A 13,583-nucleotide genomic window follows, 5' to 3' on the forward strand; every position below is an offset into this window, starting at 1 on the left:
GGTTCGTATCGGTTCATGTCACCCGCATCCGGCCGCAAACTCACGGCTTGGCCGCGCACGCGATCATGGGATTCTCGGACATCTGCCGGTCCGCGCGAACCAGACTCACCTGCACGCACGTCTGCGCGCCGTCGGCCGGATCGATTTCGATACTCGTCGACTCCGTGGTGGTGCCCTGCGCGTTCGGGTCGGTTCCCGAATCGCCGACCAGCGACCACGCGTACGAATCGCCATCCTTCGGCGAAGGATTGACCCATGTGAACCGCACTTTGCCGTCGGCGGTGTATTCGCCCGTAAGATCCTGCACGCTCGGCACACTGCCCGACGTGATCGCCGAATCGGGATCGTCCTCGGCATGGTTCTGGGCGCCATGGTTCTGCACCTGCACCTTGCTGTTGTCGGAGGACGCATCCATATTCGGCATGACGACGGTGACGAACGCCAACGCCATCACGACCACGGCGGCCGCCGCAGCAACCGTGACGGCCAACGGCTTCGCCCACCGGGCATGCTGTTTCGCAACCGGGGCGGACTGGTCGAATGCGGAAGTCTGCGCGTACATGTTCTGCGGATAATCCGGCACACCCTCGACGGTGGTCTGCACGGCACGGCCATACAAGGCCTGTTGCACGCGCTGCATGTCGCGCGCGAACTCCAACGCGGAATAGTAACGATCCTCGGGCGTACGGCTCAAGGCCTTACGCAACACCCGTTCCACTTCGGCCGGCACGTCGGGACGGTTGAGCTTGGGCAGCGGATTGTTGAGAATGACGGACTTGAGCCGTTCGGCCCGCACCTGCCGTTGGGAATCGCCCAGCACATCGGCGTAGAAATACTCGTACGGCGATTGGCCGATCAGCATGGCGAACAGCGTGGCGCCAAGCGAATAGATATCGGACGATTCATTACCGCCACCGCCTTGGGCAAGCACCTCCGGCGCGGCCCACGCGATGGTGAAGCCGACACCCGGACGCCCATAGACGGTCCCGGCGATGCCGAAATCGGCGAGCATGGGCATATTGTGCGCGTTGATGAGAATATTGCTGGGCTTGATGTCTCGATGGATGATGCCTTTGCGATGCGCGGTGAACAGCGCGCTCGCCAGATCAATGCCGACGGTGAGCATCTGGTCGGCGGTGAGACGGCCATGCTCGAGAAACGTCTTGTAATTGCCGCCCGGAGCGTATTCGAACACGGTGTAGCCGCGCCCGTTGACGGTCACGCCGTTCTCATAGACGGAAAGAATGTAGGGGTGTGTGGAGATCTGCCCCATGAAATTCGCTTCGGAACGGAAGCGGACCGCGGCACGTGGGTCGAGCGTGTTCTTGCTGATTTTGATGGCCACCTGACGGGCCGGGGAAAGCTGCTGGTACAGGTACACGTCGGCTTCGGAACCGGAGCCCAGCCGTTTGATCAGTGTGTAGCCGGGAATCTGAGGGGGAATGCTCCTTGAGGCTTCCATGCTTCCTCTTTCCTGTAGTTCCTGCCCGGTTCCGTGCGTTGCGTCTATGCTTCGACCGTACTCGTCGTCATGGGCAGGCCGTCTGTTCGCTGTTGAACCTTCCCGGGATGCGCCGCTAGTCAATCTTATTGGTGGCGGTGTCCGAAAAACTTTGTAGAGGGTATCGATGTCCATATATAAAGATGGCGGTGTCCACGATGACGTTTTCAGGACGGCTTCGGACGATGATATGCGATTCGTAGCCGGACCGTTCGGCTAAGCTGGGGAGACATGATGGATGTGGACGATCTCGATGACGCGACATTGGTTGCGGGGGCACCCCGCAGCGGCAAGACCCGGTTCGCGCTGGACATGCTGGTCGCTGCGATGAAGCGGCATGGCGACGCGTACGCCGTGATGACGGTCTCCGGCAGACAGGTGGCCGACCGGCTCGGCGACACCGTGATCCGCGAACTGTCCGCGATCTCGCAGGCACGCCCCGTCACCACCCTGCCAGCCGTCGCGTTCCGCATCATGACCGCCGTGCGATCGCATGCCGGACAACCCCTGCCGAAACTGCTCAACGGGGCCGAACAGGATGTGGTCATCCGCCGCGTGCTCGCCAAGCATGCCGAACATGCCGAGCACGGCGACGAATGCTCCACCTGCGCGCTATTGCGCACCTACTTCGTGGTCGCCGACTGGTCGGGCATGGTGGTGGACGACGCCACCGACGCCTTCGCCAACCAGCTGCGCGACATGCTTGCCCGCATGAACGAGATCGGCGCGAAACCGGAACTCGAAGACGCGCTGATTTCCCGCGCTGCCGACGAGCACGGCACGCTTGACGAACGACGCGAACGACTGCGCGTGCAATGGCGGCTCGCCTTCGCGCTGCGCGCCGAATACAACCAGGCCATCAACGAGGCATATCCGGACCAATACCGTCTCGACGCCTCGCAGCTCATGATCGACGCCGCGGCCGCCGTGAACGAAGCCGAAACGTCCGACCTGCCGAAACTCGTCATCGTCGACGATTTCCAGGACGCCACACTCGCCGGCTTCGACTTTCTCACCGCATTGCGCAACCGTGGCGTGCGACTGCTGCTCGTCGGCAACCCCGACGAGGCGGTGCAGACGTTCCGCGGATCGTACCCTGAATATTTGTTCAACATGGCGCAATCGCGATTGGGCGCGCGACTGGTACGGCTGGAACCGTCCCATATGGCCGAAGGCACGGACCTGGCCGCGGTGGCGAGCCGCGTGAGCCTGACCATCGCCAGCACGGAATCGACCGACGACGCGCTGGCGAACCGCCCCGGCAAAATGCCGGCCATCGCCATACCGGAGACGCACGACGGCAGTCTTGAAGCCGCGATGTACCGTTCCACCGTCGAAGAACTCGACGACGTGGTGTGGAAAATCAAAACCGAACATCTCGAACACGGCCGCGACTGGAACGACATGGCCGTGATCGCCCACGACAACGCCACCGTGCGCACGTTCGGCGAACGGCTACGCGCCGACGGCGTGCCCGTACGCTATTCGAGCGTGACCCGCCCCCTCAAGGACGAACCGTTCGTGCAGGGCCTGTTCTCCATGATCGAACTGGCCGAACTGAAACGGCAAGGCATCGCCACCTCGTCCATGAACCTCGACACGGCCGGCGCATACGTGCGCTCACGCGTCGCATCAATCATGAACTCGCCGCTGATCACCACCCCCGGCGAACGTCCGGCTCGGCTGTGCGTGGTCGAATCGGCGATGAACGCGCTCGGCTCGCTGGCCACGGTTTTGCATGACGATACAGCCGATCCGACCACGTCCGACACGTCCGGACGCGCGCTGCTGCCACAGCTGATCGACGATTGGAACGATTACGTCGAAACCTTCCACACCGCACGCGTGGCGGCATCGGCGTCGGACACGGAAAACGCTGCCGACATGGGCCTGCCGGCAATCGACACCGACGACCGGCTGATGACGGGAGAGCGTGCCGCTGAGGACGCGGACGAACCATCCTTCGGCATGAACGCGCTGTACATCCTGCTATTGGAAGGCGACACTGACCGCGTGCTCGACGCGATCGCCTCCGTACTGGGCCGCAAAGACCCCCAAGCGCAAGCCTTCGCACGCCTGTGGAAAATGCTTGACGATACCCTGCGGTCGGAGGCACGCCTGACATCCCACGAACCGCAATACATGCTCGACTGTGCATGGCAGGCGTTCGGCAAAGCCGAAATCTGGCAGAAAACGGCGTTGCGCAACAACGCCGAAGGCCGCGCGGCCAACGACCGGCTCGACACCGCGATGCGCCTGTTCAGCTACGCGTCCGGCGGCGAATCGAACGGCGTGACGGCAGCGCACACCATCGACGCGTTCATCGAACAGGTCCGCGCGCTCGCCATCGAAGCCGACTCCCTGGCGCATACCGCGCCGATCGATCAGGCCGTGACGCTCGCCACGCCCGCCGGAGCTGCCGGAAAACATTGGAAACTAGTATTCATGCCTGCGTTCCAACAAGGCCAATGGCCGAACCTCTCACCGCGCAACACCCTGTTTGGCGGGGAGGAGCTCGCCGACATCATGCTGCATGGACGACTGTCCGACGACATCGTCACTTCCGCAGGCCGCGAAAACGCGCAGCTCGCCGCGGTGCTCGCCTCCGAACAGAAAAGCCTCCTTGTGGCGCTCACCCGCGCCGATGAGCGCGTGACGGTAAGCGCGGTCCTCAACGAAGACCATGTGCCGTCCGACTTCCTCTACGGCTACCTGCCGGAATGGTTCGACCGCGACCGGGATGCCGATGCGGAAACACGCGTGTACACGGCGGTCGGCGAGGCCGGCGAATACGCGGGACTGGAGGCCGACCCGCGTGGCCTGGTCGCCGCCGCGCGAAGCGTGCTGGCCCATGCGCCGGCCGATTCCCCCCAAGCGCGCGATGCCGCGCAAGCCTTGGCGTTGTTGGCATCGCATGGCATCGCCGCCGCGAATCCCGACAATTGGGCGTTCCTTACGGAACATGCGGGAGCCGACGATATGACGGGAATCGACGGCAAGATGGAATCTGACGGAAAAACGGAGCATGCCGACAAGGCGAAGCTTATCGAACAACCGGAATCCATCGAAAAAACGGACGGCCAATCCGACGTGGTCACCCTTTCTCCATCCGCCGTGGACAGTTTGTGGGCGTGCCCGGTGTGCTGGATGCTGGAGAACCGTTTCGCCGGCCCACGCATGGGCAGCGCGGCCACCAGCTTCGGCTCGCTCATCCACGCCGTCGCGCAACAGGCCACCGAAGCCGGCCTCGACCTGCCCCAAAACCACACCGCGGTAAGCGACGAGGACAACATCGACGAAATCGCCCAATGGATGATCAGCCGATACAAGACCCTACGTGGCGACCTCAACGCCATCGACGACCCCGAGGAACGGTACAAGGCGCTCGGCAAGGACGCGAAGGCGTCGGTCGCATTGCGCAACATCGCCACATATTTCGTCAAGTCGAACCGTACGGGATACCCGTCGAACAACACCGAAAACATCACCGTGGGAACATTGGACCATGCCGAAGCGGAACGGCAGTTCGCCGCGCGATTCGACTTCGACGACATCCTCGACGCCTACAACGCCATCGACGGCAACGCTCCGATCTCCCGCGACGAACTCATCGCCATCATGGGCGCGCTCGTCGACGGCTGGCCGGAAACCGGCATGAGCGACCGGCTCACCGTACGCCTGTCGGGCAGAATCGACCGTCTTGAACACCGCCGTACCGCAGACGGCCGCGAACAGGTACGGCTGATCGACTACAAAACCGGCAAAGTGCCAAACGGACGCTCCCTGTTCAGCGACCTGCAGCTCGTCTGCTACCAGCTGGGCCTCGCATTCCCGGAACACGGCGGAAAACGCGGCGCGCAGGCGATCGCAGCCATGCCGGACATCACCCAAAGCGCCCTGTTCCACGTCATGGAATACGCGGCACCCGCGCCACGCAAAGGGCAAGGCGACGAAGCGTACCACCAGCAGGCGCTGTTCGCCGGCGGAAGCATCAACGCGGGCGATTTCATACCCCGCAAATACGTGCCCAAAATGGCCAGCGTCTTCACCAGCGGCCTCGACGACGTCGAACGGCCGGCGCAGGTCAGCGAAGAACATTGGAAGCAACTTCTGGAATCGCGGTCGAAGATGACGGTATGGTCGCTGACCATGATCTCCCGCGTCTTCTATGCGGCCGCGGCGAGCCGGGCCACCCGCATCACCGCGCGTCCGACCGTGGAACACGTCGGATACTGCAGAACGTACGGCAGTGGGGTCTGCCCGGCCTGCCAAGGCGAGCAGAACACCGTATTCGAAAGGACCGTGGCATGAACGGGAGTAACGGTATGAACGGAAGCATGTCAACGAACGGGGCCACAGCAAAGGGCGATGCGATGGGCACTGTGCCGGCCGCCACGCCGAAATTCACCGACAGTCCGGAACAGGCCGCCGTCATCCAAGCCCCCTCATACGAGGACGTGGTCGTGGTGGCGGGCGCCGGCTCCGGCAAAACCTACACCATGACCCGCCGCATCATCACCCTCATCGACCAGGGCATCAGTCCCGAGAAGATTCTGGGCCTGACCTTCACACGCAAAGCCGCCTCCGAACTGCTTTCGCGCGTCTCCGCTGCCGTGACACGCAACCAAGCCGGACGCGGTACACGCGTCGCCTTCCTCAAACCGGAAGTCTCCACCTATGACGCGTTCTTCCAAACCATCGTGCGCCAATACGGCCTGCTCGTCGGCTTCGACCAAAACACGCAGCCATTGAGCGAAGCCGGAGCGCTGCAGCTCATCCACACCGTGCTCGACAAGCACATGGACCAGCTCATGGCCTTCGACCAAGGCGGCGACGAACTCGGCAAATTCTCCACCATCGCCGGCAACGTGTTCACCCTATCCAACGCCATCGCAGGAGCCATGATCGGCAGCGACTGCACCAGCTTCGACGAAGCCGTGGAACGCGTGCGCGCATGGGATAAGGCGTTCGTGGCGCAAGTGGCCAAAGCGCTTGAAGACGAGGACGTTCCCGATGGCGAGCCGAAAGTGGGCAAGGCTCCGAAACAGAAGAAAAAGGAATCCGACACCGCCTTCGAAACCCGCATGCGCGAATACCGCGCCCAATGCCACCAACTCTGCGTCTACAAGACCGCGCAATTGGCCGGCACGGCCCGCAAACGCGACCTGCTACTCGACCTCGTGGCCGACTACCACGCCGAAAAACGCGCCCTCAACATGGCCGAATTCAGCGACTTCACCATCGCCGCATTCCAACTCGTCACCCGATTCCCCTCCATCGGAGCCACCTACCGCAAACGCTACACGCACGTGCTGCTCGACGAATACCAAGACACCTCCACCACGCAGGCGGCCCTCCTGACCGCACTGTTCCACGCCGATTCCACCCATCGCAGCGCGGTGAACGCCGTCGGCGACCCCTTCCAATCGATCTACGCATGGCGAGGAGCCAGCCCCGGCGCATTCCGCATGCTGCAACACGACTTCGGCCACGACGCCACCGACAAGCCCTACACGCTGACCGTCACCCGACGTAACTCGCGCATGGTGCTCGAAGCGGCCAACAATCTGACGAAACCATTGCGCCTGCCCGCCAGACGTCGCGGCAGCTCGCTTATGCGCGAAGTGGACGTGCCCCCGCTCGCCAACATCGACAATGCCCCCGAAGGTACGCTCGGCGTGCTCGGCTACGCCACATTCGGCCAGGAAATCGACGCCGTCGTACGCTTCGCCAAACAAGCGATCGCACTGCACACGCCAACCGAAAACGAGCTCGCCGACGGAGCCAAAGACAACCGTCCGCACGTGGCGCTCCTGTTCCGCTCCAAAACGCAGATGCCAGCCTACGAGGACGCACTGGAACAAGCCGGCCTCACCACACTCGTCGTCGGCCAGGCCGCACTCCTGGAACGTCCCGAAATCAAAGACATCCTCGCCCTGCTGCACGTCGTATGCGACCACACCGACAGCGCCGCGCTCATGCGGCTGCTCGCCACACCACGATTCGGCCTGTCCGCCGACGATCTGCAGGCGCTCGCCGGCATCGCCGAACGGCTCAACACCGCGCAACGCTACCGCGCGCTCGTGTCGGCCGGCATCGTGGAGGCGGATGCGAATCCGTCCGACGCCGACATCCGCGCCACCGTGCGCGCCTACCGCGACCAAGTGCCCAACGCCGTCTTCCTGATCGACGTGCTGCTGCGCGGCGATCTGCGGCACCTCGTCGACGGCGTATTGAGCCGTACGGGAGCCGCGAGCGTCATCCACGCCGGTCGCGTCATCCAACAGGTGCAGCGCACGGCCGGCCATCCGTTGCCGGAAGTGGTACGCACGGCCATCACCGCGCTCGGACTGGACATCGACCTGCTGCTCGCCGAACGGATGCGGCATCCAGATGCCGGCAATCGTGCCACATCGCATGCCGCTTCGTCACTCGACGCGATGCTGTCTCTGGTGGACACCTACTTGCAGGAAATCGCCGCGCAGGGCACGCCAAGCCTGCGCGCGTTCATCTCGTGGGTGGATTCGCTGCGTGACGCGTCCGACGACAACGCCACCGCACCAGATACCCCCGTCGATGTGGTGCTCATGACCGTGCACCAGTCGAAAGGCCTGGAATGGGACGCCGTGGCCGTGGTCGGCATGCGCGACGGCACCTTCCCGTCCAGTCAAGGCGACCACCTGAGCGTCAAAACGGACGAAGACCATCCGGGCGGTCGGCGCGACGGCGTATGGGAGCCGCCGGAATACTTCGAAAAAGCCCACACTTGGCTGGAAGACCCGTCCGCGGTGCCGGTTCCGGTGCGCGCCGACGCGGATATCCTGCCACGATTCCCGCACGACGCGCCCATCGGGGGCAATCCCGTGGAATCGCTCGACGGATTGGACGATGCGGAAGTGATCGACGACGAGGTGTTCGGCACCTTGCGAACCATGGCCGTCGACGATATGGAAGGAATGGATCCGGCAAGCCTGTACCTGACGCAACAGGAGGAATACGGCCGCCGACTGCACGCCGACGAACGCCGTCTCGCCTACGTGGCGTTGACGCGCGCCCGCTACGAGGCGCTGCTCGTATACAGCGGATGCAACGAGACGAGCCGCGACTCCCGCCTGGCGGAGGGAAAGAAAAGCGCCGCGCCGTCGAATTTCTGGCTGGAGACGCGCGATTCGATGAACGGAATCGTCACCGCGGTACGCGAACCGGACAGCCTGTCCGACGATGTGGACGGCTCCCCGAACACGCTGGGACTTGACCTGCCCGACGGCTATTTCGTAGGCGAACACGCCCGCGATTTCGAGAATGCCGTGGTGGGCGATGCATGGAACACGCCGCTCGAACCGGTCTCGGACGACCATACTTTGCCTTGGCCGTGCGATCTGAGCGCCGATGTCGCCGACAGGCTGCGTGCCGCGGCCGAACAGGTACGTGCCGTCGAATCCGACGAACCGAATATCGCTGAATCCACGGGAACGCAGGGCGACGTTGCCGATGAATCCGCCACGCCATCGCCGGAAACCGGAAACTCACTGCTGCGTCTCGCCAAACTGCTCGTCGCCGACGAACATCTCATGCCGGAACCGGACGTGGCTGACGCAGGCGAATCGCAGGACGCCTTCGACGAGGCCGTGCGTGCCAAAGGCGAACGTATCCTTGCTGCCGGCCGCCAAAACGTCACCTCGCTGCAAGCGCGCGCCGGCTCCATGGGCGAGCGTGACTCCCGCGCCTACTGGCGTGGTCTGGTCCGTCCGATTCCGCACGTCGCCTCGCCGGCGGCACAGCTCGGCACGCGGTTCCACGCATGGGCTGAGCGTTTCATCATGGCGGATGCGGACGTCGACGGCATCGGTGGTACGGAAGGTGCTGCCGGTATGGCCGCGCAGTCGCGTGCGGAACTGATCGCATTGATAGGTGATACGCAAGTCGACGCGGACAACGGCGGCGTGCAATCGCAGGACGCACCATCGCAGGACGCCCAATTGCGAGACGAACGGAAACTGGCCGCTTGGCAGCGTCGTCTCGTCGCTTCGCCGTGGGCAAAACGACGTCCAGCATGGGCGGAACGCCAGCTCGTCGTCGACATGTCCCAGCTCGGCACCATCGTCAACGGCAAACTCGACGCGGTGTTCTTCGGCGGTCTCGACGAAACGGACGAGATGAAACGCTACACCGTGGTCGATTGGAAAACCGGCGTAAAACCACGCAAACCGGACGAAATCAAGGAGAAGCTCGCACAGCTCGACCTGTACCGCCTGCTGCTCGCGGCGATGGAAGGGGTGCCGTTGGATGCAATCGACGCCTGTCTCTACTATGTGAGTGAGCCTCACGAGGCCGATCGGGAGCTTGACGCCCTCGACAAAACAGAAGAAGAGATCCTTGCCGAGTTGAGCTACGGAATTCCGCAGCAATCCGACAACGACTAGTGCCGGTGCGCAATGGCTCCTTGACCGAAGAAAGCGGGGGAGCGGCGCTTTCCGGCCTGCCTGCGGGAGAAACCGCTATGCAGGCAGCGTTGTGGAGGAACGCCGCTACCCTCGTGCAGCATGTGTGGGCGGGCGCACATGCCGGACGCAACGACAGTTAAGGAGTGTTTGATATGGCTGCGAACAGCGCAACCGCAATCCCGAACGCCGGCATGGGTGCCGGAACAAACAACGCATCGGCAATCGTCTTCCGTCCCATCGGCTGGGGCGATCTGGACGCGGTGGTCGACCTGTTCGACCGTACCTGGCCGCAGGATGTGGACAAGGTCGGCGCGGACATGTCGCGGCTGATCTCCCGATATTTCGTGCTGCACTACCTGCTGCCGACCACGTTCGCCAACGGCGCGTTCGCCGCCGACGGCACACTCGCGGGCGTCACGTTCATCCGCGTCGCCGGCGAGGCGCCGCAGCTCGACGAAATCGAAGTCGGCGAGGAAATGAAGGCCTTGGAACGCCGCATCGACGCCGATCCGGAGGCCGCCAAGCATATGGCGGCGCTGAAATCCGGCTTCTCGGTGGAACTCGATCTGGAACGCGAAGGGCGCGCCAACGAAACCACCATGGGCGAGCTGGAACTGTTCATCGTCAACCCCGACGTGCGCGGCCACGGTGTGGGCGGGCGGCTTTGGAGACGCATGCAGGAGCATTTCGCCGCATGGGACGTGCCCGCGTTCTACCTGCACACCGATTCCGACTGCGACGTGAGCTTCTACGACCACAAGGGGTTGGACTGCATCGCGCACCGCACGGCAAGCGAGACGGTCGCCCGGCTCGGCGGCAGTGCCGACGGCGAAGTGCCGCCACTGTTCGACGACATGTTCATCTACCGGGGAAAGGTGACGGCGTGACGGGCGCGAAACCGCAATCGCAATCGCACGAACCGCACGAATCGCAGAAAACGCAATCGCCATACGCGCAGCTTTTCCGCATTCCCGGCACGAAGGCGTTCTGCGTGTCCGGAGCCATCGCGCGACTGCCGATGTCCATGATGGGCCTCGGTATCGTGCTCGCGCTCAACCACATGTACGACAATTGGACGATCGCCGGCGTGATGAGCGCCGCGTACGTGCTCGCCACCGCCGCGGTCACGCCGCTGTACGCGCGCCTGTTCGACCGGTTCGGCCAGCGCAAGGTCGGTCCGGTGATCCTGACGGTGCAGATCATCGTCATGCTGGGCTTCGCGTTCGCCGCGCTGATGCGCGTGCCGATTCCGCTGCTGTTCGTGCTTGCCGTGGTCATGGGCATGACGCAGTTCTCGTTCGGCGCGCTTGTGCGCACCCGTTGGGCGTACGTGCTCGACCGCGCCGACAAGGAGGACCTGCTCAACACCGCGTATGCGCTCGAATCCGCCATCGACGAGATCGTGTTCATCTTCGGGCCGATTCTGGCGGCTTTCCTGGCCGCGTCCGTGCATCCCGTATCACAGCTGTTCGTGCCGACCCTCGCCTGCGCGTTCGGCGGTGCCGTGTTCTTCGCATTGCGTGACACTCAACCGCCGGTATTGCGCGAAATCACGGTCGTCGCGGCCGATACGGACGATGCTGACGTGCGATTGGCGGCCGGCGGTGCCGCTGGTGCCGCGGTTTCCGCGGACCGTTTCGATTTGGATCGGCTCAAGACGGGCGATCGCGACCGCAGGAAACGCAACGTGCTCACCTATGCGGGTGTGCTGCCGCTCCTCGCCGTGTTCATCGTGTTCAACATGGCGTTCACCGCGTTCGATACATCCATGACCGCCGTCATGAAATCGCTGCACCTCGACTCCGTGCTCGGCGTGCAGCTCGCCATGCTGGCCGTCGGATCCTGCATGGGCGCGCTGGTCTTCGGCTCGCGCGAGCTCAAAGGCTCCCGCTGGCGTCACATGATCATGTTCCTCGCGTTGATGACCGTCGGCTTCGTGGTGATCCACCTGTGCCAGGGCAACCTGATCGTGATGGGACTGGTGGAGATCCTTACCGGCCTGACCATTTCGCCGGTGTTCGCCTCCGGCAACCTCGTCGTCAAGGAGACCGTGCCCGAGGAATCGCTCACCGAAGGCCTGTCCTGGGTGAGCACCGCCGGCACGATGGGCGCGTCGTTCGGCTCCATGATCACCGGCATCGTGCTCGACCATTTCAATCCAAGCGCGGGATTGAGCCTGCCCGCCGTGTTCGTGGGCTGTTCGATTCCGTTCGCGCTGATCGGCTGGCTGCTGGCGCGTCGCCGCGGCTGACCGACGTTCGATCGTCAAGCGTCATAGCCGCCTGCCTCCGCGTCGAAGCGTCTCTTTAGATTCGTAAGTGGAACACGTTATGGACGTGGGCGCGTGATTCAAAAACATGTGTGAAAACGCATGCGATTATGCGCGCGGCAAGCGCGCACGGCAAACGTACGACATGCGCAACATGCGCGTCCGCGAAAGCATCAAGGAGCTGCAATGATCAAGGTTTCCGTAGTCGGCGCCAAGGGCCGTATGGGCTCGCATGTGGTCGACGCCGTCGATTCCGCCGCCGACACCGAACTCGCGCTCGCGCTCGACGCAGGCGACGACCTGGCCGCAATCACCCCCGAAAACACCGACGTCGTGGTGGAATTCACCGTGCCGAGCGTGTCGCTGGGCAATGTGCTCGCCCTCGTCAAGCAGGGCGTCGACGTGGTGGTCGGCACCACCGGCTGGACCGAAGAGAAGCTCGACCAGGTGCGTGCCGCGCTCGCAGCAGCTCCGCGTGAGGGCCAGAGCGTGTTCATCGCGCCGAACTTCGCCATTTCCGCGGTGCTCGCCGACCATTTCGCAAAGGTCGCGGCGCCGTATTTCGAATCCGCGGAAGTCATCGAACTGCACCACCCGACCAAGGTGGACGCCCCGTCCGGCACCGCTTTCCACACCGCGCAGGGCATCGCCGAAGCGCGCAAGGCGGCCGGCTTGGGTCCGGTTCCGGACGCCACCGAAACCGATGGCGGCTCCCGCGGCCAGGTGGTGGACGGCATCCACGTGCACGCCGTGCGTCTGCGTGGCCTCAACGCCCACGAGGAGGTGCTGTTCGGCAACTCCGGCGAACAGCTGACCATCCGCGCCGACAGCTTCGACCGCATCTCCTTCATGCCGGGCGTGCTGCTGGCCGTGCGCAAGGTCTCCACCGGAACCTATCCGGGGCTGACCGTCGGCCTCGACCAGTTCCTCGACCTGTAACCGTAATTCTTTTTCAAACTGCCGACGGGCGCATGTGTCTCCCGTCGGCAGTTTTTTATGGCGGATCTGTTCCGATTATTTGGCAAGGCGTGCGATGGCGGCGCTGACTTCCGCCAGCTTTTCGTCGGCGACGGTACCGCCCTCCGCCGCGGCTTTGGCGACGCAATGGTGCAGATGGTCGTCGAGCAGCAGTAGCGCCACCGACTTCAGCGCGCTGTCCGCTGCGGAAATCTGCGTCAGAATGTCGATGCAGTATTCGCCGTTTTCCGTCATCTGCCGAATGCCGCGCACCTGCCCTTCGATGCGATTCAATCGTGCGATGATCCTCTTCTGGTCGCTTGCGTACCCATGTTGTGTGGCGTTCATATCGTCCTCCTCGCTGCGCTGAAAATTTTATCTACGGCTGAAGTTTGCTCGTCCTTCTTGCCAA

The 13,583-nt window shown here is 63.5% G+C and carries 8 protein-coding genes; 6 read left to right on the top strand and 2 right to left on the bottom strand.

Annotated features, from left to right (window positions below; translation table 11 throughout):
* Positions 1–40 precede the first annotated feature (40 nt).
* Positions 41–1,462 carry a serine/threonine-protein kinase gene (locus Q5H31_RS03535; RefSeq protein WP_055309188.1) on the bottom strand — a complete coding sequence of 474 codons (1,422 nt, stop codon included), beginning with the start codon at positions 1,460–1,462 and terminating at the stop codon, positions 41–43.
* A 270-nt stretch (positions 1,463–1,732) separates the two neighbouring features.
* Between Q5H31_RS03535 and Q5H31_RS03540 the strand changes: the two genes are divergently transcribed.
* The 6 genes from Q5H31_RS03540 to dapB all read left to right on the top strand — a co-directional run bounded on the left by Q5H31_RS03540 (position 1,733) and on the right by dapB (position 13,153).
* Positions 1,733–5,812: a PD-(D/E)XK nuclease family protein gene (locus Q5H31_RS03540; protein WP_302457510.1), complete on the top strand. Its 4,080-nt coding sequence runs from the start codon at positions 1,733–1,735 to the stop codon at positions 5,810–5,812.
* Between the two features lie 62 nt (positions 5,813–5,874).
* Entirely contained in the window at positions 5,875–9,924 is a 4,050-nt protein-coding gene (locus tag Q5H31_RS03545) for a UvrD-helicase domain-containing protein (protein ID WP_302457513.1), read from the top strand.
* Positions 9,925–9,944: 20 nt separating this feature from the next.
* Complete coding sequence (locus tag Q5H31_RS03550) at positions 9,945–10,085, top strand: hypothetical protein (RefSeq protein ID WP_195229052.1); 141 nt, start codon at positions 9,945–9,947, stop codon at positions 10,083–10,085.
* A 12-nt stretch (positions 10,086–10,097) separates the two neighbouring features.
* The gene (locus tag Q5H31_RS03555; protein WP_003806711.1) at positions 10,098–10,832 is read left to right on the top strand and encodes a GNAT family N-acetyltransferase; all 735 of its coding nucleotides are present in this window, start codon (positions 10,098–10,100) and stop codon (positions 10,830–10,832) included.
* Entirely contained in the window at positions 10,829–12,196 is a 1,368-nt protein-coding gene (locus Q5H31_RS03560; protein ID WP_070122705.1) for an MFS transporter, read from the top strand. The genes Q5H31_RS03555 and Q5H31_RS03560 overlap by 4 nt, the downstream gene beginning before the upstream one ends.
* A gap of 204 nt (positions 12,197–12,400) precedes the next feature.
* The gene (dapB, locus tag Q5H31_RS03565; protein WP_070122704.1) at positions 12,401–13,153 is read left to right on the top strand and encodes a 4-hydroxy-tetrahydrodipicolinate reductase; all 753 of its coding nucleotides are present in this window, start codon (positions 12,401–12,403) and stop codon (positions 13,151–13,153) included.
* 75 nt (positions 13,154–13,228) lie between these two features.
* Here dapB and Q5H31_RS03570 read toward each other — a convergent pair whose 3' ends face one another.
* Complete coding sequence (locus tag Q5H31_RS03570; protein WP_003806707.1) at positions 13,229–13,519, bottom strand: metal-sensitive transcriptional regulator; 291 nt, start codon at positions 13,517–13,519, stop codon at positions 13,229–13,231.
* Positions 13,520–13,583 lie beyond the last annotated feature (64 nt).

Source organism: uncultured Bifidobacterium sp., from assembly GCF_959020155.1.
Lineage (GTDB): Bacteria > Actinomycetota > Actinomycetes > Actinomycetales > Bifidobacteriaceae > Bifidobacterium.

Excerpts from the sequence above, each read along its gene's own strand:
- Q5H31_RS03555 (WP_003806711.1), top strand. The coding sequence starts at position 10,098 with ATGGCTGCGAACAGCGCAACCGCAATCCCGAACGCCGGCATGGGTGCC.
- Q5H31_RS03570 (WP_003806707.1), bottom strand. The coding sequence starts at position 13,519 with ATGAACGCCACACAACATGGGTACGCAAGCGACCAGAAGAGGATCATC.
- Q5H31_RS03540 (WP_302457510.1), top strand. The coding sequence starts at position 1,733 with ATGATGGATGTGGACGATCTCGATGACGCGACATTGGTTGCGGGGGCA.
- dapB (WP_070122704.1), top strand. The coding sequence starts at position 12,401 with ATGATCAAGGTTTCCGTAGTCGGCGCCAAGGGCCGTATGGGCTCGCAT.
- Q5H31_RS03535 (WP_055309188.1), bottom strand. The coding sequence starts at position 1,462 with ATGGAAGCCTCAAGGAGCATTCCCCCTCAGATTCCCGGCTACACACTG.
- Q5H31_RS03545 (WP_302457513.1), top strand. The coding sequence starts at position 5,875 with ATGGGCACTGTGCCGGCCGCCACGCCGAAATTCACCGACAGTCCGGAA.